Source organism: Streptomyces sp. NPDC058008 (genome assembly GCF_042886395.1).
In the GTDB taxonomy this organism is placed as follows: domain Bacteria; phylum Actinomycetota; class Actinomycetes; order Streptomycetales; family Streptomycetaceae; genus Streptomyces.
This window is the reverse complement of the sequence record NZ_JBHVQX010000036.1, coordinates 12,714-37,498: the sequence shown is the minus strand read 5'-3', so window position 1 is coordinate 37,498 and position 24,785 is coordinate 12,714. Positions and strand designations below refer to the sequence as shown.

Annotated in this window: 18 protein-coding genes; 5 read left to right on the top strand and 13 right to left on the bottom strand. The window is 73.0% G+C overall.

Annotated features, from left to right (window positions below):
- Positions 1-14 precede the first annotated feature (14 nt).
- Positions 15-1,496, top strand: coding sequence for a zinc-dependent metalloprotease (locus tag ACFVS9_RS28985; RefSeq protein ID WP_383116828.1), 1,482 nt, complete (start codon positions 15-17; stop codon positions 1,494-1,496).
- Positions 1,493-2,041: an NUDIX hydrolase gene (locus ACFVS9_RS28980; protein ID WP_383116829.1), complete on the top strand. Its 549-nt coding sequence runs from the start codon at positions 1,493-1,495 to the stop codon at positions 2,039-2,041. Before ACFVS9_RS28985 ends, ACFVS9_RS28980 begins: the two co-directional genes overlap by 4 nt.
- A gap of 66 nt (positions 2,042-2,107) precedes the next feature.
- Here ACFVS9_RS28980 and ACFVS9_RS28975 read toward each other — a convergent pair whose 3' ends face one another.
- The 4 genes from ACFVS9_RS28975 to ACFVS9_RS28960 all read right to left on the bottom strand — a co-directional run bounded on the left by ACFVS9_RS28975 (position 2,108) and on the right by ACFVS9_RS28960 (position 5,935).
- Positions 2,108-2,863, bottom strand: a complete 756-nt coding sequence (locus ACFVS9_RS28975) for an AIM24 family protein (RefSeq protein WP_383116830.1) — start codon at positions 2,861-2,863, stop codon at positions 2,108-2,110.
- An 18-nt stretch (positions 2,864-2,881) separates the two neighbouring features.
- Positions 2,882-3,562, bottom strand: a complete 681-nt coding sequence (locus ACFVS9_RS28970; RefSeq protein WP_383116831.1) for an AIM24 family protein — start codon at positions 3,560-3,562, stop codon at positions 2,882-2,884.
- A gap of 11 nt (positions 3,563-3,573) precedes the next feature.
- Positions 3,574-5,205: a TerD family protein gene (locus ACFVS9_RS28965; RefSeq protein WP_389937081.1), complete on the bottom strand. Its 1,632-nt coding sequence runs from the start codon at positions 5,203-5,205 to the stop codon at positions 3,574-3,576.
- Positions 5,206-5,311: 106 nt separating this feature from the next.
- A complete protein-coding gene (locus ACFVS9_RS28960; RefSeq protein WP_383116833.1) occupies positions 5,312-5,935 on the bottom strand; it encodes a M48 family metallopeptidase in 624 nt (207 codons plus the stop codon).
- Positions 5,936-6,114: 179 nt separating this feature from the next.
- On the opposite strand from ACFVS9_RS28960, the gene ACFVS9_RS28955 reads away from it, so the two are divergent.
- Entirely contained in the window at positions 6,115-7,260 is a 1,146-nt protein-coding gene (locus tag ACFVS9_RS28955; RefSeq protein WP_389937077.1) for a ThiF family adenylyltransferase, read from the top strand.
- A gap of 60 nt (positions 7,261-7,320) precedes the next feature.
- Entirely contained in the window at positions 7,321-8,988 is a 1,668-nt protein-coding gene (locus ACFVS9_RS28950; RefSeq protein WP_389937075.1) for an ABC1 kinase family protein, read from the top strand.
- Between the two features lie 570 nt (positions 8,989-9,558).
- Here ACFVS9_RS28950 and ACFVS9_RS28945 read toward each other — a convergent pair.
- The 4 genes from ACFVS9_RS28945 to ACFVS9_RS28930 all read right to left on the bottom strand — a co-directional run bounded on the left by ACFVS9_RS28945 (position 9,559) and on the right by ACFVS9_RS28930 (position 13,173).
- Complete coding sequence (locus tag ACFVS9_RS28945; RefSeq protein ID WP_383116836.1) at positions 9,559-9,918, bottom strand: hypothetical protein; 360 nt, start codon at positions 9,916-9,918, stop codon at positions 9,559-9,561.
- Positions 9,915-10,283 (bottom strand): WhiB family transcriptional regulator, encoded by a 369-nt coding sequence (locus tag ACFVS9_RS28940; protein WP_383116837.1) that lies wholly within the window; start codon positions 10,281-10,283, stop codon positions 9,915-9,917. The genes ACFVS9_RS28945 and ACFVS9_RS28940 overlap by 4 nt, the downstream gene beginning before the upstream one ends.
- Before the next feature lie 170 nt (positions 10,284-10,453).
- Positions 10,454-10,783 (bottom strand): hypothetical protein, encoded by a 330-nt coding sequence (locus ACFVS9_RS28935; RefSeq protein ID WP_383116838.1) that lies wholly within the window; start codon positions 10,781-10,783, stop codon positions 10,454-10,456.
- Positions 10,784-10,977: 194 nt separating this feature from the next.
- Positions 10,978-13,173 (bottom strand): ATP-dependent DNA helicase UvrD2, encoded by a 2,196-nt coding sequence (locus ACFVS9_RS28930; RefSeq protein ID WP_389937071.1) that lies wholly within the window; start codon positions 13,171-13,173, stop codon positions 10,978-10,980.
- A 215-nt stretch (positions 13,174-13,388) separates the two neighbouring features.
- Here ACFVS9_RS28930 and ACFVS9_RS28925 point away from each other — a divergent pair, with 215 nt between their 5' ends.
- On the top strand, positions 13,389-13,631 hold the full coding sequence (locus ACFVS9_RS28925) for a mycoredoxin (RefSeq protein WP_203182343.1): 243 nt from the start codon (positions 13,389-13,391) through the stop codon (positions 13,629-13,631).
- A 312-nt stretch (positions 13,632-13,943) separates the two neighbouring features.
- Here the strand turns inward: ACFVS9_RS28925 and nudC are convergent, their stop codons facing one another.
- From nudC to ACFVS9_RS28900, 5 genes are all read right to left on the bottom strand, one after another.
- On the bottom strand, positions 13,944-14,891 hold the full coding sequence (gene nudC / locus ACFVS9_RS28920; RefSeq protein ID WP_383118456.1) for an NAD(+) diphosphatase: 948 nt from the start codon (positions 14,889-14,891) through the stop codon (positions 13,944-13,946).
- Positions 14,892-14,935: 44 nt separating this feature from the next.
- Positions 14,936-16,330, bottom strand: a complete 1,395-nt coding sequence (locus ACFVS9_RS28915; RefSeq protein WP_389937067.1) for a dipeptidase — start codon at positions 16,328-16,330, stop codon at positions 14,936-14,938.
- Positions 16,331-16,340: 10 nt separating this feature from the next.
- Entirely contained in the window at positions 16,341-19,958 is a 3,618-nt protein-coding gene (locus tag ACFVS9_RS28910) for a UvrD-helicase domain-containing protein (protein WP_389937064.1), read from the bottom strand.
- A gap of 60 nt (positions 19,959-20,018) precedes the next feature.
- Positions 20,019-23,957 (bottom strand): UvrD-helicase domain-containing protein, encoded by a 3,939-nt coding sequence (locus ACFVS9_RS28905; RefSeq protein WP_389937061.1) that lies wholly within the window; start codon positions 23,955-23,957, stop codon positions 20,019-20,021.
- Between the two features lie 292 nt (positions 23,958-24,249).
- The gene (locus tag ACFVS9_RS28900; RefSeq protein ID WP_383118460.1) at positions 24,250-24,663 is read right to left on the bottom strand and encodes an MGMT family protein; all 414 of its coding nucleotides are present in this window, start codon (positions 24,661-24,663) and stop codon (positions 24,250-24,252) included.
- Between the last annotated feature and the right edge of the window lie 122 nt (positions 24,664-24,785).

The following is a 24,785-nucleotide window of genomic DNA, read 5'->3' as shown; positions in this document are numbered from 1 at the left end:
AGCCGAGGAAACCCGTGAGTGACACCCCATTCGGATTCGGCCTTCCGCCGGAGGAGCCGGAAGACGGCGACGAGGGCAAGAAGAAGGACCCCACCGGTGGTGGGCAGGGCCCGGGCGGGCCGGCGAACCCGTTCGGCTTCGGGCCCGGCGCGGGCGGGGACAACCCGTTCGCCGCGATGTTCGGCTCCATGAACCCCAACGACCTGGGTGCGGCCTTCCAGCAGCTCGGCCAGATGCTGAGCTACGAGGGCGGTCCGGTCAACTGGGACATGGCCAAGCAGATCGCGCGCCAGACGGTGTCGCAGGGCACCGCCGACGGCAGCAAGGACGCGAGTGTCGGCCCCGCCGAGCGGTCCTCCGTCGACGAGGCGCTGCGTCTCGCCGATCTGTGGCTGGACGGCGTGACGTCGATGCCCTCGGGTTCCGTCACGACGGTGGCGTGGAGCCGGGCCGAGTGGGTCGAGGCGTCGCTGCCGGCCTGGCAGCAGCTGGTGGACCCGGTGGCCGAGCGCGTCGGCCTGGCCATGGGTGATGTCCTGCCGGAGGAGATGCAGGCCATGGCGGGGCCGCTGATCGGGATGATGCGGTCCATGGGCGGCGCCATGTTCGGCCAGCAGATCGGGCAGGCCGTGGGCGTGCTCGCCGGTGAGGTCGTCGGTTCGACCGACATCGGCCTCCCGCTGGCGCCGGCCGGCAAGGCCGCGCTGCTTCCGCTGAACGTCGAGCGGTTCGGCAAGGACCTGAGCGTGCCGCAGGACGAGGTGCGGCTGTATCTGGCACTGCGCGAGGCGGCCCACCAGCGGCTCTTCGCCCACGTCCCGTGGCTGCGCTCGCACCTGTTCGGCGCGGTCGAGGCGTACGCCCGTGGCATCAAGGTGGACACGAGCAAGCTCGAGGACGTCGTCGGCCAGTTCGACCCGTCGCAGCCCGAGCAGTTGCAGGACGCACTCCAGCAGGGCATGTTCCAGCCGGAGGACACCCCGGAGCAGAAGGCCTCGCTGGCGCGCCTGGAGACCGCTCTCGCGCTCGTGGAGGGCTGGGTGGACGCCGTGGTCCACGAGGCCGCGAAGTCCCGTCTGACCTCGGCGGACGCACTGCGCGAGACGATGCGCAGGCGCCGGGCGTCCGGTGGTCCCGCCGAGCAGACCTTCGCCACGCTCATCGGCCTCCAGCTGCGGCCCCGCCGGCTGCGGGACGCGTCGCGGCTCTGGGCCTCGCTGACGGACGCCCGGGGCGTCGACGGCCGTGACAACCTCTGGGAGCACCCGGACATGCTGCCGACGGCCCAGGACCTGGACGACCCGGACGGCTTCGTCCACCACGAGCAGCTGGACTTCTCCGAGCTGGACAAGATGCTCGGCGAGGCGGCCAGGGGCCCGCAGGAGACCGCCTCCGAGGAGAAGGACAAGGCCGAGGGCCAGGACAAGGCCGAGGGCGGCGAGGACGGGCCCGGGGACGGTCCGAAGGACGACGGCAAGGGCGACTCCGGCCGGTGAGCCTTCACGACGACGCGGTCGCGGTCCTCAAGGGCTACGACGACGGGGGCGACGCCCTTCAGGACGGTCTGCGCCGGACGTACCTGGACCATCTGGCGGGGCATCCCGACGGCATGTGGAAGGCGTGCGGGGCGGGACACCTGACGGCCAGCGCGCTGGTGGTCGACCCGGAGCGCGGCAGGGTCCTGCTGACCCTGCACAGGAAGCTGCGGATGTGGCTCCAGATGGGCGGGCACTGCGAGCCGCAGGACGCCACGCTGACGGCGGCGGCCCTGCGCGAGGCCACCGAGGAGTCGGGGATCGAGGGGCTCGACCTGCTGCCCGGCGGACCCGTGCGGCTGGACCGGCATCCGATCCCGGCGCCCTGCCACTGGCACCTCGACGTGCAGTACGCGGCGACGGCGTCGGCCGCGGCGGTCGAGCGGATCAGCGACGAGTCGCTGGACCTGCGCTGGTTCCCGTACGACGAGGTGGCGGGGGTGGCCGACGCCTCGGTCGTGCGGCTGCTGGAAGGCACCCGCGCCCGGCTGGCCCGGGGCCGCTAGGCACCGGACGGGGGCGGTTCCCGTGGAAACCGCCCCCTGACGCCCCTGCCGCCGGGGCGGGGCGGCTCAGTTCCAGGCGTTGTTCTGGTTCTGGCCGTGCGCGCCGTGCTGTCCCACACCGAACTGGGCCGCGGCCCCCTGGCCGATCTGGGCGTTCTGCGGCGGCAGCACCTCGCTCGGCTGGACGAGGGCGAACCCCTGGCCGAGGAAGCTGAGCTCCCAGCCCTCCCCCGTGTTGCCGCGGCGCCGGAAGACACCGGCGGAGTGGGTCTGGGCCTGCATCTGGACCCGCAGCCCGCTCGACCAGGCGACGATCGCGTCGGCGTCGGCGTTGACGTACTTGTCGGGGGTGACCTGCATCATCAGCGGCTGCCCGGAGGTCATGAGCGCGACCTTGCCGGTGCCCGAGATGTTCAGCTGGTACTTGCCGGTGCCGGAGATCCCGTACTGGCTGTCCACCGCGATGACCTCGGTGTGCAGCGAGGAGTCCAGGGCGAGGACGTACGCGCTGTCGACCGTCATGCCCTCGTGGCCGATGTCGACGACGTGGATGTACTGGGCCAGGTTGGCCAGGTAGACCGTTCCCTGACCCGAGCACCGCATGAGGTCGAGCCCCTCGCCCGTGCTCGTTCGGGCGCGGTGCTGGTCGTGCGACTGGTACTCCCCGTCGAACTCCATGAGCCCCTGGTAGGCGACCATGGCGCCCTTACGGGCGAGGACGTCGTCGTGACCGGTCAGCGCGACCCGCAGGAGCTGCGGGTTCTGGACGGTGTAGCGGTCCTGGGACTGCTGCTCGGTGTACGCGAAAAGCGGACTCTGCATGGTGTGTTCCTCCCCCGCTCAGTTCCGGACCCGCAGGCGGTCGGTGCTGTCCTCGCTCGGCTGGACGACGACGATGCCCTGGCCCGAGAAGGCCATCTGGTAGGCCTCTCCGCTGCCGCGCCCTATGAGCGAGCCCGCCTTGAAGCTGCGCTTGCCCTTCACCTTGAGGTTCGGCGACCAGGCGACGAGGGCGTCGGGGTCGACGTACGTCTCGTCCTCGCCCCGGCCGCAGTCGACAACGACGGGGGTGCCGCGCGAGGTGATGGCGACCCATCCCGTGCCCTGGACGGCGACGTTCCACAGGCCCTGGCCGGCGAACTTGGCCATCCCCTTGACCCGCTCGACGCCCCAGGTGAGGTGGCTGTCGAACGCCAGGAGGTTGGTCCCGTTGACCGAGAGCGCGTCGTCGTCGAGGTTGATGACGACCACGTCGGCGCCGTAGTCGGCGAGGTAGAGCAGTCCGTCGCCGGCGCACTTCATGAGGGGCGTGCTCTCACCGGTGATCCACTGGGAGGCGATCTGGCGGACGGCGGGCGGGTTGGGCTCGTACTGGATGAAGCCCTCGTAGGCCACCATCGAGCCGGTGCGCGCGTAGAGGTCCTGGCCGGTGGCCATGGCCACCTTGAGCATGGCGTGGCCGTGGTTCTCCATGCGGGCCGTGACGGGGGTCGGGGCGTAGCCCGTGAGCTGCTGGTTCATGACGGGCTCCCTCAGACCTCGTAGGGCTGGACGACGACGAAGTTCCCGGGGGCTCCCCGGAACTGGAGGTTCACGGTCTCCCCGCTGTGTCCCGGGTACGCGTTGCGGCGCAGCCGGACCTGGCTGGAGATGATCACCTGGGAGGCGGCCGACCAGGCGACCACGGCGTTGCAGTCGGCGAACGTGGTCGGTGTGACCGGCAGGACCACCGGCACGCCGTGGGTCTTGACCACGACGGTCCCGGTGCCCTGGAACTGCATGGTGAACAGGGCGCCGCCGGGGATCCCGTGCCCCTCGATCCTGCGGACCTCGTACTGGAGTGACTCGTCGAAGGCGAGGACGTTCTCCGCGGAGACGCAGATGCCGTCGCCCTGCAGCTCGATGGGATGCAGATGGGACGCGTCCTCGGCGAGGAAGACCTGGCCGCGGCCGGTACAGCGCATGAGCTGCATCTCCTGGCCCGTCGCGTTGCCGACCAGGCGGCCGGCGAATCCCGCGCCCTTGTAGCCGAAGTCGACCTTGCCCTGGTACATCACCATGCTGCCCTGGCGGGCCAGCACCGGCATGTCTCCCAGCGTGAGGTCGACGCGCATGAGCTGCTGGTTCTGCGATGTCCAGCGCCGGCCGGTGGCCGCTTCCTTGTACGGCCGGAGCGCGGCCTGGAGGCCCGCGCCGCCTGCCGGGACGCCCTGGGGCACGCCGGGCGGCATGCCCGGGGGCTGCCCGAACGGCGCCGGAACCTGCTGCCCGAAGGGCGGGGCGGGCGGCTGCTGGCCGAACTGGGGTGCGGGCGGGGGCTGCTGACCGAACTGGGGGGCACCCTGGCCCGGCACCTGCCCGAACTGCTGCTGCTGGGGCGGCTGTCCGTAGGGGGTAGGTGCCATCGGTGCGGCAATGGTGGGCGCGGAGTGTACCGACTGCTGGGGAGCGGGGGCCGGAGCCGCCGGAGCCCCGAACGCGGGAGCGGGGGCCGGTGCCGCCGGAGCCCCGAACGCGGGCGCGGGCTGCGGTGCGTGGGGAGCCGCCGGAACGCCGAAGGCGGGCGGCGCGGAGGGCTGGGCGGGCGGTGCGAACGCGGGAACGGCGCCCTGGGGCGGTTCCTCGGCGGGGGCGTCCTCGGCGACCTCCCCGCCGAAGTTACGCAGCAGCGCGTCGAGTCCGCCGTCGAATCCCTGGCCGACCGCCGCGAAGCGCCATACGTCCTTGAGGTAGAAGTCGCCGAGCATGACCGCGCGTTCGGTGGTGAACTCCGAACCGGTGAAGGCGTACTTCACCACTTCCTCGCCGCCGGCGACGATCCGGATGTATCCGGGACCGGCCTGCGACATCTGTCCGGGTCCGTCGAGTGTCGCGGTGAAGGACAGCTTGTGGATGTCCGCCGGAATGCGGTCGAGCGTGACGCGGAACGACTCGGTGTCACCGGCCTGGGCGCCGAGAAGCTGAATCGACTCCTCCGGGGATGCGGGCTGGTTGAAGAAGATGAAATACCGGTCGTCGGAGAGCTGCTCGTCGGCGTCGAGACCGAAGCAGCTGATGTCGAACGTCAGGCCGGGGCCCGCGATCTGCACACCTACGTACAGATCGGTCCCTGCCGTGAGATCACTGACCTTGGCCTTGTGGCCGCGTTGGAATTCCCTGGCCATGCGTAACGACCGTCCCCCATCCCGAAGGTGAATGCGTCGCGTCAGGCTAACCGCAAACAACGACGGCGGACCAAGCCGGTACAGACCCGGTACACGATCGGCGACTTCACTCCTCGCGCGCGGCGGGCAGGTGGGGAAGCCTGTCGGCGGCCACCACCCCTTCGAGGTACCCACGCGCACGCTCCGTGCGGGGGTACGCCTCCAGGAGCCGCCAGAAGCGCGGGCCGTGGCCCGGAACCAGCAGGTGGGCCAGCTCGTGGAGGAGTACGTAGTCGACGACGTACTCCGGCATTCCCTGAAGCCGGTGCGAGAGACGGATACTTCCCTCGGCCGGGGTGCAGGAGCCCCAGCGGGTGTTCTGGTTGGTCACCCAGCGCACGGTGGCGGGCCGCGCACGGCCGTCGAGGTACTGCCCGGAGAGCCGCTCGGCGCGGTCGGAGAGCTCGCTGTCACCGATGACGCGCTTGCTCTCCTGCGCGGCGAGCTTGTCGAGCATCACACCGATCCAGCGCTGCTCCTCGGCCTGCGACATGCGGGCCGGGATGAGCACGATGGTGCGGTCGCCCTCACGGTACGCGGAGACCGTTCTGCTGCGCCGGGTGCTCCTGCGGACCTCGACCGCGCTCGTCACCGAGGCGCGGGGCTGCTGGACGGCTGCGCTGCGCGGTCGGCGGCCGGCGCTGCGCGCGGGGGTCTCCCCGGCGAGGCCGGGAGAGGGGTCTGCGGGCACGCCACGACGTTACCCGCTGGCGGCGCGGGAAGTCCTGTCTCCTCGGCAGCCGACGTTGATCCACTTCTCGGCTTGCACCATTTGAACGACTAATGCCCCCGCCTGTGGATAACTTTCGGCCCGTTCTGCCGCCACGTCGCATTCTGGCAACAGATCCCGACACCGACCTGGGAGAAGCCGTGCATCCGATGCTGAAGCCCGCACTCCGCCGCGCCTGGCGTGGACGGAACACCGTTCAATTCGGCGTGACGCCCGCACACGCGGTAACGCTGGGGCCGATGGATATCGCCACCGGAAGCTTTCTGGAACTGCTCGACGGAACACGCGGACTTCCTCTTCTCCGTGAGGAGGCCAGGGCTCTGGACCTGTCGGACCGCCATGTGGACATTCTCGTGTCGCGCCTCACCCGGGCCGGTCTGCTGGACGATCCGGACGCGGGCGGCCCGGAGGCCGACGCCTTACGCCGACGCGCCGAGACCATCGAGCGGCAGCGTCCCGACGCCGCGGCACTCTCCGTGGTCCACCCGGCACCCGGCGGCGGGCTGCGCAGACTCGCGGCCCGGCGGGCGATGCGGGTGCAGGTGCGCGGCGCGGGCAGGGTGGGTGCCGCGATCGCCGCGGTGCTCTCCGGATCGGGGGTGGGGCAGGTCGAGGTCCTCGACGGCGGCCGCGCCGAACCCTGGGACGTGGCGCCGGGCGGGCTTCCCGCTTCGTCCGTCGGGGAGCGCCGGGACACGGCGGCACGGCAGCTCGTGCGCAGGTCGGCCGTCGGCGGGCCTCCCCGCACGGGAGGGACGGGCGCCCCACCACCCGGCGGCGAGCCCGCGTTGTCCCTGATCGTGGTGGCGCCCAGGGACGGCCTCTCCGTCTACGCCCCTGACCCCGACATCGCCGCACCGTGGATCTCCTCGGGTACGCCGCATCTCTACGCGGGAGTCATCGAAGCGACCGGCGTGGTCGGGCCGTTGGTCCTGCCCGGCGGCACCGGGTGTGCCGGCTGTCTGGCGCTGCGGCGTGCCGAGGAGGACCCCCAGTGGCCGCGGATGCTCGCGCAGTGGAGGTCCGGGCGGCGCACCTGTGTGCAGGCCTGCGATCTGGGGCTGGCCTCGGCGGTGGCCGGTCTGGCCGCGGCCCACGCGCTCTCCTTCCTCGACGGCGAGCTCCCCGCCAGCACGGGGGCACGCTGGGAGGCCGCCATGCCGCTGCTCGACTGGCGGTCGGAGAGCCTGAGGCCGCACCTCGACTGCGTCTGCGGTGCCGCCGGGCACACTGAGGTGGAGCTCACCTCCGCGGCCGGTGCCGCGCAGGACACAATGGCCCGGTGACCGCCGACGGAGCGGAGCCGGATCTCACGCGGCACGGCGGTCTGGGAACTGGAGGGGCACATGTCTGATCTTCCCCGGAAGGCGGTCACCCGTACCGCGAAGCTGGCAGCTCTGCCGCTCGGCTTCGCCGGCCGTGCCACATGGGGCCTGGGCAAGCGGATCGGCGGGAAGTCCGCCGAGATCGTGGCACGCGAGGTGCAGCAGCGCACGGCGGATCAGCTCTTCAAGGTGCTCGGGGAGTTGAAGGGCGGCGCGATGAAACTGGGTCAGGCGCTGTCCGTCTTCGAGTCCGCCCTGCCCGAGGATGTCGCGGGCCCCTACCGCGCCGCGCTGACCAAGCTGCAGGAGGCGGCGCCGCCCATGCCGGTCCGCACGGTTCACGCGGTGCTGGCGGAACGGCTCGGTGAGGACTGGCGGGAGCTGTTCACCGAGTTCGACGACCGGCCCTCGGCCGCTGCCTCGATCGGGCAGGTGCACCGCGCCGTGTGGCACGACGGACGCGATGTGGCCGTGAAGGTGCAGTATCCGGGAGCCGGCGAGGCCCTGCTGTCGGATCTCACCCAGCTCAGCCGCTTCGCACGGCTTCTCGGGCCACTGGTTCCCGGGATGGACATCAAGCCGCTCATCACGGAGCTGCGCGACCGGGTGTCCGAGGAGCTGGACTACGCCCTTGAGGCCCGGGCCCAGCGGGAGCACGCCGCCGAGTTCGCCCACGATCCGGATGTGGTGATCCCGGAGGTGGTGCACCAGTGCGAGCAGGTGCTGGTGACGGAGTGGATCGAGGGAATCCCGCTGTCGGAGGTCATCACCGACGGCACCACGGAACAACGCGACCGCGCGGGCCAGTTGCTGGCACGTTTCCTCTTCTCGGGACCCGCCCGTACCGGCCTCCTCCACGCGGATCCGCACCCGGGCAACTTCCGGCTGCTCCCCCCGGCGGGGCTGGCGGCCGGAGGGACGACGCCCGGAAACGCGACGTCGGGAGGGACGGCAGCCGAGGACGCGACGGCCGGAGACGGGACCGCCGGGGACCTGGATCCCGAGGCCGCGACGGCCGGAGAGGTGATCGGCAAGAGGTCGGCCCTCGGGGCTGTGGCCACCGGGGACGGGAACGCCGGGGAGGAGGACAGGATCGACGGGGAGGTCGCCGACGGGAACACGACGGCCGGAGACGGGACCGCCGGGGAGGGGGACGGGCTCGACGGGGATCCCGGTCAGTGGCGCCTGGGAGTGCTGGACTTCGGGACGGTGGACCGGCTTCCGGGTGGTCTGCCGCAGACCATCGGTGACGCCCTGCGGATGACGCTGGACCAGGACGCCGACGCCGTCTACTCGATGCTCCGCGAGGCCGGTTTCGTCAAGGAGTCGATCGAGCTCGAACCGGACGCCGTGCTGGCCTATCTGCTTCCCATCATCGAGCCCGCGCAGGTGGACGAGTTCACCTTCACCCGCTCCTGGCTACGGAGCCAGGCTGCCAGGATCGCCGATCCGCGCTCCCCGGCACACCAGTTGGGCAAGCAGCTCAATCTGCCCCCGTCCTATCTGCTGATACACCGCGTGACCCTGAGCACGATCGGGGTGCTCTGCCAGCTGGGCGCGACCGTCCGGCTGCGGGACGAACTGGAGTCCTGGCTGCCGGGATTCGCCCTGGAGGACGCACCGGAGGACGAGGGCGCATACGAACCGGTGGACGACGGCGCCGGGAAGGACGCGGCCATCGAGGTGTGAACGGGGCGCCGGGGACGGTCCGCCTCTTCGCCTCCGGGCACCACTGAGCTGCGGCGCCTGTCCTGCTCCCTCCCGGTCGCCCCGGTGTGGATACGGGCACAGCCGCCGCAGATGTACGCGCGCCCGGCCGTCTCCGCAGGGACGGAGCCAGGTCGGGCCCGGGCCCGGTGACCGCAGTGGTGCCGAGGCCCGGGACAGAACAAGGGCCGGGGCCCGGGCAAGGGCAGGGGCCGGGGCAAGGGCAAGCAGACACCACTCCGCCGACGCCTGCCTCCCCTCCTCACCCACCGCCGGGTCGCGCCTCCTGGCCCACCTCGGGAAGGCGGCTCCTTACCCACCTCGGGGAAGAGCCTCTCCGCATGCTTCGGGGACAGGTCTCCTCCTCCGCCATGGGGACCGGACGTGTCTCCTCGTCCGCTGGCGCGGCAGCGCCGTGGGCCCAGCCACGTGCCCGAAACGCGGCGCGGGGCCGGCCTGTCCGGGCCGGCCCCGCGTCTGGGGAGGTTGGCTGCCTGAGAGGGCCGAGCGGTGGCCCGGCAGCCGTGGTGCGTCGTACTGCTGGCGGCGCTGTCAGTGCATGACAGCCATGGCGAGCGCGCGGCGGGCGCGCATCGAGGCACGCTCCGCTCGGCGCTGCATCCGCCGGGCGGCGACCAGGCGCACTGCCTGACGGCCGTCCTCGGCCTCCCTCATGCGGTCGTGCATATGCGCACGGGCCAGGGCTTCTGGGATGAGTTGCATTTCGCGGGTCCTGTTCTGACGCGAGTCGTTCGCGCCGATGATGGTGACGTCGGGGGTCGCGGAGCCGACGGGCTCGCTCGTGGCGGTGATCATTGGTGCCTGATTCCGGGGGTCATGGGTCTGGGGACGGTCGATGGTTCCGATGCGCTTCGTTCGTGTGGGGGACATGACCCCCAGGCCGGCGGTCACGCCGCGACCGGGTTCTTGCGCGGACGCCCCCGCGGACGCTTCCGGGCGACGACGACGCCCTGCACGAAGAGCTCGCCACCCCAGACGCCCCACGGCTCGCGCCGCTCCTTGGCTCCGGCGAGGCAGGCCTCCATCAGCGGGCAGGTCCGGCAGAGGGACTTGGCGTACTCGACGTCCGCCGGGGACTCGGCGAAGAAGACCTCGGGGTCGTACGACCGACAGGGGACGGGGGCGCCGAGGTTCTCGATGGCGTCGTCGAGCGCGGTGAGGGTGGTGAGGGGGAGCAAGGTGGAGTCCTCCGTGAGGCCGGGCGGGGAGATCGTGTCGGAAGGCGGTACGGACGGGGCGTGCGTCTCGAGTTGCACGGTGGTGTTGTCCTCGTCTGGTCGTGCCGGCCTGTTGGCCGGTTGGCGGCTGGTACCAGGTCCTGCTGTCCCGAGGCTCCTTCGTCTCGTCTCGTCCGTTCGGACAAAACAAAAGGGCCGCGGATCCCGAGTGGGGTTCCGCGGCCCTGAAGGCGCCGGCCTGATTGGCATCAGGCTGGATCGCTCCAGGGTTCAGGCCCACGGAAGGCCCACATCGTGTGGTGCTGCGTCGTCTGCTTCTTGGCTCCGGCACCGGCTGCGGCTGCCGCAAAGGCATAGGCCGAGGCCTGTCCCTTCACTACGGCTGCTTCCGGTGCCTGGGTCGGTCGCTCATTGCGCTCCCGCACGGGCAGGGCGGCCAGAGGCAGCAGACGGGCGGCGGAGACGCCGGACGCACTGATGCCACGAAGCGACAGCTCCGAAGAGCGGGCGAGGCCGAGCGAGCAGGTGGAGACGACCGACGGATCGGTCATTTTGATGGTGTTGATGATGCTGATCACGACAATCGCCTCCTCTCGGCGTCTCAAGGGACCGGCCGGGGCCGATCCTGCGGTATTCGGATAAGTACAGCACGGAGTCAGGGCTTCAGAGAAGTCGCTGTTCCCGTGGTTAAGAACCTATGGTGATTGCTGCTGCGGGCGCAAACTATTTTTTCGACGAGTTCTTCTCACACCTCGCCGTCGTCCTCCGCCTGTTACCGACCCACCGTCCGGCCTGCGCAGATGTCCAGGACGTCGGTCCCGAACCTGGTCAGCTTCCGGTTGCCGACACCGGGGATGACGACGAGCTCGCCCTCGCTGCCCGGGGCCGCCTCCGCGATGGCCATGAGCGTCTTGTCGGTGAAGACGCAGTACGCGGGCTGGCTGATCTCCTTCGCCCGGTCCGCGCGCCACTCACGCAGCCGCTCGTACAGCCCCTCGTCCATGTCCGAGGGACAGTCCTCGCAGCGCATCAGCTTCATCTCGCCGGCCTCGGTGAGCGTCCTGCCGCAGACCCTGCACCGCACCGGGCCCCGTCGCCCGGGCCGGGCGGGCCTCTCCGTGCCCGCGCCGCCCGTCCCGGCGCGGGCGCCACGGTCGATGCCGCCGCCCCCACCGGCGACGCCCCGCGTGCCGGGCGCGGCCGATCCGGGCCGCAGCCCGTTGAGGAAGCGGGTCGCCCTGCGGTTCCCCCGGCCGCCGGGCGAGCGGGACAGGGCCCAGGACAGCGACAGGTGGAAGCGGGCGCGGGTGACCCCGACGTACAGCAGTCGGCGCTCCTCCTCCACCTGCTCGTCCGTCTTGGCGTAGGCGATCGGCATCATGCCCTCGGTGAGCCCCACGACGAACGCGGCATCCCACTCCAGGCCCTTCGCCGAGTGCAGCGACGCCAGCGTGACGCCCTGGACGGTGGGGGCGTGCTGGGCGGCGGCCCGCTCGTCCAGCTCGGCCACCAGGTCGGAGAGCGTCGCACCGGGCCTGGCCTGTTCGAAGTCCTCCGCCAGTCGCACCAGCGCCGCGAGTGACTCCCAGCGGTCGCGCACCGCGCCCGAGCCTGCGGGCGGCTTGGAGGTCCAGCCCTTGGTGGAGAGCACCGCCCGCACCTCGGAGGGCAGGTCGTCGGCGCCGTCGAGCAGCGAGTCGTTGCCCCCCGCGCGGGCGGCGCCCCGCAGGGCGACGCCCGCCTCCCGCACCTCGGGCCGGTCGAAGAAACGCTCGGCGCCGCGCAGCTGGTAGGGGACACCCGCGTCCGCCAGGGCCTGCTCGTAGACCTCGGACTGGGAGTTGACGCGGTACAGCACGGCGATCTCACCCGCGGGGACCCCGGCGGCGATCAGGTCCCTGATCCGGCGTGCGGTGCCCTCGGCCTCCGCGGGCTCGTCCGCGTACTCCGTGTAGACGGGTTCGGGGCCCTTGTCCCGCTGCGAGACGAGCTCCAGCCGGTGCTCGGCGGCCTTGCCCCGGGCCTGGCTCAGCAGGCCGTTGGCCAGGTGGACGACCTGGGGTGTGGAGCGGTAGTCCCGCACCAGCTTGACCACCGTCGCGCCGGGGTGGCGGGTGCGGAAGTTCAGCAGGTGGTCGGGGGTGGCGCCGGTGAAGGAGTAGATCGTCTGGCCCGCGTCGCCGACGACGCAGAGGTCGTCCCGGTCTCCGAGCCAGAGGTCGAGGAGCCGCTGCTGGAGCGGGCTGACGTCCTGGTACTCGTCGACGACGAAGTGCTGGTACTGACGGCGCACGTGATCGGCGATGTCGTGCCGGTCCTGGAGGATGCCGACGGTGAGCAGCAGCACGTCCTCGAAGTCGATCACCGAGCGGTCGCGCTTCAGCTGCTCGTACATCGCGTAGATCTGCGAGAGCTCCGCCGGGTCGCGCGGTGCGTCCCGCTGCGTCTTCACGACCGCGGCCGGATAGTCGGCGGGGACGGTCTGGGTGACCTTGGCCCACTCGATCTCGCTGGTGGCGTCCCGCAGCTCGTTGCGGTCGAGGCGGACACCGCAGCGGGCCGCCGCCTCGGCGACGAGCTGGACCTTGCGCTCGACGAGCCGGGGCAGCTCACCACCGACTGCTTTCGGCCAGAAGTACTGGAGCTGGCGCAGGGCCGCGGAGTGGAAGGTCCTGGCCTGGACACCGGTCGCGCCGAGCTGGCGGAGCCGGCCCCGCATCTCGCCGGCCGCCCGGTTGGTGAAGGTGACGGCGAGCACGGTGGTCGGCTGGAGGATCCCGGCACGCACCCCGTAGGCGATGCGGTGGGTGATCGCCCGCGTCTTGCCCGTACCGGCTCCGGCCAGCACGCACACGGGTCCCCCGAGGGCGAGCGCGACCTCGCGCTGCTCCGGGTCGAGCCCGTCGAGCACGGCGTCCGCGGAGTCGGGGACCTGGGGGAAGAGGGTGGAGTGCGTTGCTGCTGTCACCCTGCCATGCTGCCAGGTCGTGCGGTGGCACCGCGGCGGTTGTCCACAGGGGCCGCCGTTCGTCGTACCGGAGCGGCGGGAGGGCGGGATGCCGTTCGCCCTGCCTCCGGTGCCGGTGGGGAATGGCGGCCGGGTCCCGTACGTTCCCTCCATGCGGGAGCGTGCGCGCGGTCCCGCATCCAGCGAGACGGACGAGACAAGGGAGCACCAGCGACATGCCGGGCACTGTGACGATGTACAGCACCACGTGGTGCGGCTACTGCCGCCGCCTGAAGGGCCAGATGGACCGCGAAGGCATCGCGTACACCGAGGTCAACATCGAGCAGGACCCGGATTCGGCAGCCTTCGTCGAGAAGGCGAATGGCGGGAACCAGACGGTCCCGACCGTGCTCTTCCCCGACGGTTCGACGCTGACGAACCCCTCGCTGGCCCAGGTCAAGCAGAAGATCGGCGCCTGACAGCGGTACCGCCGCGGCAGGTAGGAACGGCGAAGGCCCCGGGTGGAGACCCGGGGCCTTCGCCGTGCCCGCGGCCCGTGCCGCCGGGGCAGGGGCCCATGCCGCCAGGTCAGGGGCCTGCCGGAAGGGCGGAGTGAACGGCCGGCGTGGATGATCCCGTCGCGCCGGACGCCCGGTGCGGGCGCGGCCGGGGAGCGGACCGAGTCGTTCCGCTGCGCGGGCGGCCGGGACGCCGCCCCGTGCGGACAGGGGCGGCCTGGACGCCGCCCCCTGTCCGCACGCCGCGCCGCACCCTTCCCTCCGGAACGGGGCTCAGCCCGTGCTGCCCGGCCTGGGGAGCGGCTTGCCGTACCAGAGCTCGATCAGACGCGCCGCGATCGAGACGCCGAACGGGGGCAGCACCTCGCCGGAGTCGAAGGCGGCCGTGAGGTCCTCGCGGGAGAACCAGCGGGCCTCCTCGATCTCCTCGCCGTCCACGGTGATCTCCGAGGAGACGGCCCGTGCCATGAAGCCGAGCATCAGGCTGGAGGGGAACGGCCAGGGCTGGCTGGCGACGTACTCGACCTCGCCGACGGTGACGCCCGCCTCCTCGAACACCTCGCGGGCGACGGACTGCTCGATCGACTCCCCCGGCTCGACGAACCCGGCGAGGGTCGAGAACCGGCCCTCGGGCCAGTGCACCTGGCGCCCCAGCAGCGCACGGTCCTGGTCGTCCGTGACCAGCATGATCACGGCGGGATCGGTCCGCGGGTAGTGCTCGGCCCCGCAGGCCTGGCAGCGGCGGATGTGCCCGGCCGCCGCGATGACGGTGCGCTCACCGCAGCGGGAGCAGAAGCGGTGCAGCCGCTGCCAGTTCTCCAGGGCCACCGCGTGCACCATCAGTCCGGCGTCGCGCGGGCCGAGGAGCATCCCGGCCTCGCGGAGACCGGCCGGCCGTGCGGACTGGTCCATGCGGCCCGGAAGGGAGTCCTTCTGGAGGGCGAAGTAGCGCACGCCGTCCTCGTCGGTGCCCAGGAAGTAGCGGTGCGTCTCGGTGACCGGCGCCTCGAAGGCGGGCGTCATGACGAGCTCGGTGCCGCCGTCCGGGGTGTCGTCGATGAGCGCCTGCCCCCCGGAGACGACGAAGACCCTGGTCGTCGGGTGGCTCCAGGCGGCGGCGAGCCAGGCCTCGTCGAGCCGGTGGTGCGCGGCGCGGTCGATACCGCTGGGCGCGGTGAGACCGATCGGACGGTCTGCGGTGGCGTTGTCGAAGGTGCTCACAGGTGCTTCCTACTCCCCCGGGGGCGGATCGGGCGTTCAGAGATTCAGCGGAGTGCGTCGGCCAGCTCGCCCCACAGATGTGCCGCGGTCTCGACGCCCTTGAGGAGCAGGTCGAGCTCGACCTTCTCGTCGGGGCCGTGCCAGCCGTCGGACGGTACGGAGATGCCCAGGAAGAGGACGGGTGCTCCGAGCACGTCCTGAAGGTCGGCGGCGGGGCCCGAACCCCCTTCGCGGGTGAAGAGGATCTTCGTCCCGAACGCCCGCCCCATGGCGCGGGCCACCGCCTGGAGGGCGGGGTGGTCCAGGGGGGTCAGACAGGGACGGGTGGCGGGGGCGAAGGTGATCCGGTGGCGGATCCCGGCCGGGATCCGGGCCTCGGCCCAGACGCGGACCAGGTCCTGGACACGGTCCGGGTCCTGGCCGGCGACCAGCCGGAAGCTCAGCTTCACCAGGGCGGACGAGGGGATGACGGTCTTGCTGCCCGCGCCCTGGTAGCCGCCGCCGATGCCGTTGACCTCGGCGGTGGGGCGGGCCCAGACGCGTTCGAGGGTGGAGTAGCCGGCCTCGCCGGCGGTGGCCAGTGAGGCCGCGGTGCGCAGCCAGGTGTCCTCGTCGAAGGGCAGCTCGGCGAAGAGGGCCCGTTCGGTCGCGGTGAGTTCGGCGACCCCGTCGTAGAAACCGGGGACGGCGACCCTGCCTTCCGAGTCGTGGAGTGCCGCGACCAGGCGGGCGAGCGCGGTCGCCGGGTTGGGGACGGCTCCGCCGAACGACCCGGAGTGGATGTCCTGGGCGGGGCCCGACAGCTCGATCTCGCACTCCGCGAGTCCGCGCATGCCGGTGCAGACGGTGGGGGTGTTCTCGTCCCACATGCCGGTGTCGGAGACGATGACGACGTCGGCCGCGAGGCGGGCGGCCCGTTCCTCGGCCAGCGCGCGGAAGTGCGGCGATCCGGACTCCTCCTCGCCCTCGACCAGCAGCTTGAGGTGGACTGCGGGCGTCGTACGACCGGTCGCGGCGAGGTGGGCGCGGACGCCGAGTGTGTGGAAGAACACCTGGCCCTTGTCGTCCGCCGCGCCGCGCCCGTACATCCTGCCGTCGCGGATCACCGGCTCGAACGGGTCGGTGTGCCAGCCGTCCTCGCGCGCCGCGGGCTGCACGTCGTGGTGCCCGTAGACGAGGACGACGGGTGCGTCGGGGTCCTGTGACGGCCACTCGGCGAAGACCGCCGGGGCGCCGGGCGTCTCCCAGATCTCGGTGACGGGGAAGCCGGTCTCCGCCAGCTTGCCGGACAGCCACTCGGCGCTGCGCCGTACGTCCCCGTCGTGCTCCGGCTGAGCGGATACGGACGGGATGCGCAGCCACTCGGCGAGGTCGTCGAGGAAGGCCGCGCGGTGCTGCTCGGTGTACGTACGGACGGCGCTGTCCGGGGTGTCGCTCATGTTCATGAGCCTATCGGCCCCGCGGAGCCGGCTCGTCCAGCAGGAGCTCCTCCAGCTCCGCCCGGCCCGGCAGCCCGGTGGGGCGGGACGTCTCGCCGGTGCGCACGTAGAGGAAGGTCGCGGTGACCGCCTCCAGCGGCAGTCCGTGCAGTTCGGCCCAGGCCAGCCGGTAGACGGCGAGCTGGAGCGGGTCGGCCGTGCGGTGCCGGGTGGTCTTCCAGTCCACGATCTCGTACGTGTCCCCGGTGCGGTAGACCGCGTCGATACGGCCGCGGATCACCCGGCCTCCGAGGGTGATCTGGAACGGCGTCTCGACGCGGTACGGAGTGCGCCGGGCGTACGCGGTGCGTTCGAACGCCTCCTTCAGCTCGGCGAGGTCCCGCTCGTCGGCGATCTCCGCGTCGTTCCCGTCGGACCCGGGGAGCTCGTCCGGTCCCAGCATGGGCAGGGGCAGTTCCTCGAAGCGGGATTCCACCCAGGCGTGGAAGCGGGTCCCCCGGCGGGCCGCGGGCTGCGGGGGCCGGGGCATGGGGCGGGCCAGTTCCCGCGCGAAGCCGTCGGGATCGTCGGCGAGGTGGAGGAGCTGGGTGGCGGAGAGGGTGGCGGGCACGACGACATCGCGCACGGCCGCGCGGGCACGCCGGAGCTCACCCGCGAGGGCGTCCAGGTCACGGTCCCAGGAGGCGAGGGTGCGGGACTCCTCGGGAGTGAGGCCGGCGTCCGCCGGGGCGCGGGCGGCCGGGACGTGCGGCACGGGGGCGGCGCGGTCCGGCAGTGCTTCTGCCTCCCCCTCGTCCTCGTCGCGCGCACCGTCGGGGTACGGGCCGCCGGCCGGTGACCGGCCGGTGACCGGGGAGGGGACGGGTGCGCCCTCCGGGAACGGGGCGGATCCGTCGTGCGACGAGGGGGCGGGCCCGCCCTCCGGGAACGGGTCGTCGTACGGGGCGTCCGCCTCGTCGTAGGGCGGCTCCTCGTCCTCGTAGGGAGGTTCGGGTTCGTCCCCGTGAGGGGGCTCGTCGTCGTGCGGGAACGCGCCGTCGTAGGGCCGGCCCTGTGCGCGCCGGGGCTCCCCCGCGGGCGCGGGTTCCTCGTACGCACCGGGCGCGGGCGTGGCCGCCAGGGACTCCAGGTGGGCCAGCACGGTGTCCCGGGCCGCCCGGCGGCGGGCCATGGCGGTGGCGTCGAGCGGGAGCGGCCAGGCCAGGTCGGCGTCCTTCTCCTGGAGGGCCGGGTTCTCCTCGTCCTCCCCGGGTTCGTCCGACCAGACCTCGATCTCGCCGTACCCGGCCGCGCAGTGCTCGTGGAGCGCGTCCAGGAAGGCGGACGGGCCGCGGGGCTTCTTCTGCGACGGGCCCCACCAGTGGCCGGAGCCGAGCAGCAGGCTGCGGGGGCGGGTGAAGGTGACGTAGCCGAGGCGGAGCTCCTCGGTGTGCTGATGTCCCTTCATCTCCTCCTTGAACGCCTTGAGGCCCTTGGCGTCGAAGCTCCCGAGGGCGGGCAGGGTGGCCGCGTCGCCGCGCAGCGCGTGCGGGAGGACCTGGGGCTGCGAGGTCCAGGAGTCCCGGGACTGCGTGCTGGGGAACTGGCCGCCGACGAGGCCGGGGACGGCGACGACGTCCCACTCCAGCCCCTTGGACTTGTGGGCGGTGAGCACCTTCACGGTGTCCTCGCCGCCCGGGAGGGCGTTGTCCAGGCCCTTCTCGTACTGGGCGGCGGTGCGCAGGAAGCCGAGGAAGGCGAGCAGGCTCGCCTCCCCGTCCACCGCGGCGAAGCCGGCCGCGACGTCCAGGAAGTTGGCGAGGGTCTCACGGCGGCGTGCGGCCAGGGCGTGCGGCGACGCGGACAGCTCCACCTCCAGGCCGGTGGCGGCGAGGACGCGGTGCAGTACGTCCATGAGGGGGTCGGCCAGCGAGCGGCGCAGGTCCCGGAGCTCGGTGGCGAGGCGGGCGAAACGGACGCGGGCCTCCGCGGAGAACGGCAGCTGGTCGTCCTCGGACCCGCCGGACTCCAGGAAGGTGTCGAGGGCGTCGGCGAGCGAGATCACCTCGGCGGGGTCGGTGCCCTCGACGGCCTCGGCCAGCCGCAGGTCCGGGTCGGCTCCCTCGTCCCCGGGGGCGGAAGGGCGGACGAGCAGGCGCGCCCGGCGCCCGAGGAGGGCCAGGTCGCGCGGTCCGACGCGCCAGCGGGGGCCGGTGAGCAGCCGGACCAGGGAGGCGTTGGCCCCCGGGTCCTGGAGGACCTCGCAGACCGCGACCAGGTCGGCGATCTCGGGGAGGTGCAGCAGTCCTGACAGGCCGACGACCTCGACCGGGATGTCCCGGGCGACGAGGGCGGCCTGAATGCGGGGGAAGTCCCCCGCGGTCCGGCACAGGACGGCGATCTCCCCCGGTGCCGTCCCCGTCCGCACGAGGTGGGCGAGCGAGTAGCCGAGCCAGTCGATCTCCTCGGCGTGTGTGCGCAGCAGGGCGCACCGGACCAGTCCCTCCCGCTCGGCGCCGGGTGCGGGGCGCAGCGCCTCGACCCCTTCGTGCATGGCGCGCAGGGGTTCGGCGAGACCGTTGGCCAGGTGCAGGAGGCGGCCTCCGCTGCGGCGGTTCTCGCTGAGGGAGTAACGGGTGGCCGGGGTGCCGTCGGCGTGCGGGAAGTGGTGCGGGAAGTCGTCGAGGTTGGCGACGGAGGCGCCGCGCCACCCGTAGATCGCCTGGCAGGGGTCGCCCACGGCGGTGACGGCGTGGCCTGCCGTGCCCTGGCCGCCCCCGCCGCCGAACAGTGCGGCCAGGAGCAGCCGCTGCGCGACGGAGGTGTCCTGGTACTCGTCGAGCAGCACGACGCGGAATTCGTCGCGCAGGATGGCTCCGACCTCGGGCCGGGTCAGGGCCAGCTCGGCGGAGAGCGCGATCTGGTCGCCGAAGTCGAGGAGGTCCCGGCCGCGCTTGGCCGTGCGGTAGCGCCGGGTGAGTCCGAGGAGTTCACGGCGGGCCCCGGCCGTCTCGGGAATCTTGCGGAGCTCCGCGTTGGTGAGCCTGGCGGACTCCAGGGCCTGGAGGAGCCCCGTGTCGTGCTCCAGGAGCTGTTCGGGGCGTACGAGGTGTTCGGCGAGCTCGGCGTCCAGGGCCAGCAGGTCGCTGACCAGGGTGGGGAAGGACCGGGTCAGCGCCGGGTAGGGGCCGGGGGCCTCGCGCAGCACCCGGGCCGCGAGCTGGTAGCGGGTGGCGTCGGCGAGGAGCCGGGTGGTGGGTTCGAGGCCGATCCGCAGGCCGTGGTCGGTGAGCAGCCGTCCGGCGAAGGCGTGGTACGTGGAGATGCTGGGCTCGCCCGGGGGGTCGTCCGGGTCGATGACGTCCGGGTCGGTGACCCCGGCGGCGACGAGGGCCTTGCGGACCCGCTCGGCGAGCTCACCGGCGGCCTTGTTCGTGAAGGTCAGGCCGAGGACCTGTTCGGGGGCGACCTGCCCGGTCCCGACCAGCCAGACCACCCGGGCGGCCATGACCGTGGTCTTCCCCGATCCGGCTCCGGCCACGATCACCTGCGGAGCGGGCGGCGCGGTGATGCAGGCCGTCTGCTCCGGGGTGAAGGGGATCCCGAGGAGCTCCTTGAGCTGCTCGGGGTCGGTGAGGCGGGAGGTCACTCCAGAGAGGCTAACCGGACGCACCGACAACCCCCTCCCCCGCCGATTCCGCCGGGAGGATCATTCGATGATCTGACGGCCCTCGGGCTGTGCGCTGCACGACGCCTTGAAGGCGCAGTGGGTGCAGTGCTGGCCGGTCGTGGGCGTGAACCGCTCGTCCAGGACCCGTCCGGCCGCCGTGGCGAGCAGGTCGGAGACCCATTCCCCGGACAGGGGCTCCTGGGCCTGTACCTGGGGAAGGGTCTCGCCGCCCTCCTTCTTCGGCGCGGGCCGGCGCAGCTGGACCAGTTCGGCACCGCCGGGGCCGGGGCGGCGGCCGTCGAAGACCTCGTCGACGGCGCCTTCCCTGACGGCGAGCTGGTACACGGCGAGCTGGGGGTGGGAGGCCACCTCGTCCTTGGTGGGTGCCCCCTTGCCGGTCTTGAAGTCGACCACGTACGCCCGGCCCTCGGCGTCCTGTTCGACCCGGTCCATGGACCCCCGGATGCGTACGGCGTACTCGCCCGCCTCAAGGGTGACGTCGAAGTCGTGCTCGCTGGCGGCGGGGGTGCGCCCGGCGCGGTCCATGACGTGCCAGCGCAGGAAGCGTTCCAGAGCGGCACGTGCCTGGTCCTTCTCCTGGTGCGACTTCCAGGGGGCGTCGAAGACCAGGCCGTCCCATACGGAGTCCAGGCGTTCCATCAGCACGTCCAGATCGGCGGCGGTGCGCCCGGAGGCCACCTCGTCGGCAAGCACGTGGATCACGTTGCCGAAGCCCTGCGCCGCCGTCGCCGGGGCGTCGGCCTTCACCTCCCGGCCCAGGAACCACTGGAGGGCGCACGTGTTGGCGAGCTGGTCGAGCGCGCTGCCCGAGAGCGCCACCGGCCGGTCGCGGTCGCGCAGGGGCACCTCGGAGCGGGTGGGTTCGTTCAGCCCCCACCAGCGGTGCGGGTGGGCCGCGGGTACGAGCGGCTGTCCTTCGTCGTCGGTGAGGGCCGCGAGCCGGGCGAGGCGGCGGGCGGCGGCGTCCCGCAGGGCGTCCGAGGCTGCGGGGTCGACGGTCGTCGCCCGGAGTTCGGCGACGAGCGCGGCCACCGCGAGGGGGCGCCGGGGGCGGCCGGTGACGTCCCGGGGCTCCTTCCCGAGCTCGGCGAGCAAGCGGGAGGGCTGGTCGCCGTCGTCGGCGGGGGCCTTGACCGCCGTGACGACGAGGCGTTCACGGGCCCGGGTCGCCGCCACGTAGAACAGGCGGCGTTCCTCGGCGAGGAGGGCCCCGGGGGTGAGCGGTTCGGCCAGCCCGTCGCGGCCGATCCGGTCGGCCTCCAGGAGCGAACCCCGCCTGCGCAGGTCGGGCCAGAGCCCCTCCTGGACCCCGGCGACGACGACCAGGCGCCACTCCAGGCCCTTGGAACGGTGTGCGGTCATCAGGCGTACGGCGTCGGGGCGCACCGCGCGCCGGGAGAGGGTGTCGGCGGCGATGTCCTGGGCGTCGACCTCCTCCAGGAAGTTGAGCGCGCCGCGCCCCCCGGTGCGCTCCTCGGCCCGTGCCGCCGTGTCGAAGAGGGCGCACACCGCGTCGAGGTCCCGGTCGGCGTTCCGGCCGCCCGCGCCGCCGCGCAGGGCCGCCCGTTCCAGCCTGCCGGGCCAGGGCGTGCCGTTCCAGAGGGTCCACAGGGCCTCCTCGGCGGTGCCACCGCCCTCCAGGAGTTCACGGGCCTTGCGCAGGAGGGCGCCGAGCCGCTGCGCGCCCCTGGCGTACGCCGGGTCGTGCGTGACCAGGCGTTCGGGCTCGGCGAGCGCGCGGGCCAGCAGATCGCCGGACGGCGGCGGTACGCGGTTCCCGGCGGCCCGCTCCTCGTCGCGCAGGGCCCGCCCGAGGCGGCGCAGGTCGGCGGCGTCCATCGACCCCAGGGGCGAGGTGAGCAGGGCCAGAGCGGTCTCGGTGTCGAGCCGGCGGGGATCCGCTTCCGCCCGCCCGGCACGGGTCCCGTCCTCCGGGCCGGCGGGGGCCTCCGACGCGGCGGGCTCGGCCGGGCCCATCGGGTCCCGGGCCTCGGCCGGATCGGCGGACTCCCCGAGGACTGCGGGACCCGGTTCCGAGGAGCCCGGGTCGGAAGAGCCCGGGCCAGAGGAGTCCCGATCGGAAGAGCCCGGGTCCGAGGAGTCCCGATCGGAAGAACCCGAGTCCGAGGAGCCCGGATCGGAAGAACCCCGTTCGGAGGAGCCCGGGTCCGAGGAGCCCGGATCGGCAGTCCCCGGACCAGCGGGCGGCGGGTCGGCAGGCCCCGGAGCGGCAACACCCGGATCGGCAGGCCGCGAACCAGCGGTGCCCGGACCGGCGATGCCCCGACCGGTGGGCCGCGTCGGCGCCCCCGGCTCCCGCGAGCTCTCGGGCCCCCGGAAGTCCCCGGCCACCCCGGACTCCCCGGGCACCCCGGACTCTTCGAGGCTCTCCGGCCCCTCAGATTCGACCGGCCCGTCAGGTTCGACCGGCCCCTCAGATTCGACCGGCCCGTCAGGTTCGACCGGCCCCTCAGATTCGACCGGCCCGTCAGGTTCCGCCGACTCCTCCGGGCCCTCGGGCTCGGCAGGGTGGAGTGCCGCCATGGCGACGGTGCGCAGCGCGGTCAGGAGCGGGGCGACCGCCGGCTCGTGGCGCAGCGGGAGATCGTCGCCGTCGACCTCCAGGGGGACCCCGGCGGAGGTGAGCGCCCGGCGCACGGCTGGGATCGAACGGCCGCCGGCGCGTACGAGGACCGCCATGTCCCTCCAGGGCACGCCCTCTTCGAGGTGCGCGCGCCGGAGCAGATCGGCGATGTTCTCCAGCTCGGTGGAGGGTGTCGGGTAGGTGTACGCCTCCACCCGCCCGCCTTCCCGTACCGGGGACAGCTCACGGTGGGCGCGGACCTTGTCCGAGGGCAGGCGGGTGAGCGGCATCCGGCGGGTGAGCAGCCGGGTGGCTTCGAGCAGGTCCGCGCCCGAGCGGCGCGAGGTGGTGAGGACCCCGACGGGGGCGGGCGCGCCGTCGGCACGGCGGAAGGTGTCGGGGAAGTCGAGGATGCCGTTCACATCGGCGCCCCGGAACGCGTAGATCGACTGGTCGGGGTCGCCGAAGGCGATCAGTGTCCGGCCGCCGCCGGTACCCGGGGCGACGTTCGACGGGTTCCCGGCCAGCGCGTGCAGCAGCCGTACCTGGGCGGGGTCCGTGTCCTGGTACTCGTCGACGAGGACGGCGTCGTAGCTGCGTGCCAGCTGCGCGGCCACCTCGGGGCGCTCGGCGAGGAGGACCGCCCGGTGGACCAGTTCCGCGTAGTCGAGGACGCCCTGGGCGTCGAGGATGTCCAGGTACTCGGCGAGGAACTCGGCGGCCGCGCTCCAGTCCGGGCGGCCGGTGCGCCGCGCGAAGGCGGCCAGCGCGTCCGGTCCGAGGCCCAGCTCACGGCTGCGGGCCAGGACGGCGCGCACCTCGTCGGCGAAGCCCCGGGTGGTCAGGCAGGCACGCAGTTCGTCGGGCCAGCGGACGTGGGCGAGTCCGGCCTGTTCCAGGCCGAGCTGTCCGGCCAGCAGTTCACGGACCGTGACGTCCTGCTCGGGACCGGAGAGCAGGCGCAGCGGATCGGCGAAGAGGTCGGCGTCCTGGTGCGCGCGGACCAGGGCGTAGCAGTACGAGTGGAAGGTGGTGGCCTGCGGGCCCCGGGTGCCGCCGAGCCGGGCCGCCATCCTGTCGCGCAGTTCGACGGCCGCCTTGCGGCTGAAGGTGAGGACGAGGATGCGGGCGGGATCGGCCCCCCGGGCCACCCGCCGGGCGACGGCCTCGACGAGCGTCGTGGTCTTGCCCGTGCCCGGTCCCGCGAGGACCAGCAGCGGGCCGTCCCGGTGGTCAACCACGGCGCGCTGCGGTGCGTCCAGGAGAGGGGGGTCCACGGAGCCGGGCGGCGTGCGCACCAGCCGGTACGCGCCCGGGGCCCGCCGCCGTGTCTGACGGTGCGGGCTGTTCCGGGTGGTGAAGGAGGAACTCACGTGGATCGCCGGTCCTGAAGGGTGTACTCGGTCTGCGCGGTGCCGGCCGTGGGGTGACGGCCCGGATGTGACAGGTGCGGGTGACGGACGGTGCCGGGCCCCGGAAGGAGGGCCGGTCGTGCAGGGACGGATGAGGGGGCGGAGCGTGCCGCGTGTGGACGACGCTACGCCCGCGGGGGCACGGAATCCGGGCGGTGGGCCGCGTCCTGCGTCACAGGCGGCCCCTGGCCCGCCGGTGTGCGGCGCTCACCGGCCAGGCGCCTGTCCCGGCGGGGCGCGATGGCGGAAGCTGTCAGGTGTGAGCTTCGTCGCCCGGCCCTCCGGTCACGCCGTCCCATCGGGCGCGCCTCATGTCGAGGCGCGGCACGTGCCCGCGCGCGTCGCGCGGCGCCGGGCGCAGCGGGGTGCCCTCGTCGCGGTAGTGACCGAGCGCCCGTCGTTCGTGGCCGGGCAGCAGTGTCCCGTCGGCACGCACCACACGCCACCAGGGCGCCGCGGAGCCGTACAGGGCCATGACCCGGCCGACCTGTCGCGGCCCGCCGTCGCCCAGCCACTCCGCGACGTCGCCGTACGTCATGACACGGCCGGGCGGGATCAGGTCCGCGACGTCCAGGACCCGCTCGGCGTAGACGGGCAGCTCGGCGAAGACGGGGTCGGCGGGCCCGGCCGCCCCGGTCCGGCTGCCGCTCGTGCGGTCTTCGCTCATCCGTCCCATCCTGCCGTACGCCACCGACAACCGGCGCTTCCCGGCGCCGCCCCGGTCACGCACCGTGCACGCGGGGCGAAGCAGCGTATGTTGCGCATCGCGCCCGCGCAATGCACCCTGAT

Bases quoted from the DNA above. Each gene is read 5' to 3' on its own strand.
- ACFVS9_RS28975 (WP_383116830.1), bottom strand. From the start codon at position 2,863: ATGCAGAGTCCGCTTTTCGCGTACACCGAGCAGCAGTCCCAGGACCGC.
- ACFVS9_RS28970 (WP_383116831.1), bottom strand. From the start codon at position 3,562: ATGAACCAGCAGCTCACGGGCTACGCCCCGACCCCCGTCACGGCCCGC.
- ACFVS9_RS28965 (WP_389937081.1), bottom strand. From the start codon at position 5,205: ATGGCCAGGGAATTCCAACGCGGCCACAAGGCCAAGGTCAGTGATCTC.
- ACFVS9_RS28950 (WP_389937075.1), top strand. From the start codon at position 7,321: ATGTCTGATCTTCCCCGGAAGGCGGTCACCCGTACCGCGAAGCTGGCA.
- ACFVS9_RS28925 (WP_203182343.1), top strand. From the start codon at position 13,389: ATGCCGGGCACTGTGACGATGTACAGCACCACGTGGTGCGGCTACTGC.
- ACFVS9_RS28915 (WP_389937067.1), bottom strand. From the start codon at position 16,330: ATGAGCGACACCCCGGACAGCGCCGTCCGTACGTACACCGAGCAGCAC.
- ACFVS9_RS28900 (WP_383118460.1), bottom strand. From the start codon at position 24,663: ATGAGCGAAGACCGCACGAGCGGCAGCCGGACCGGGGCGGCCGGGCCC.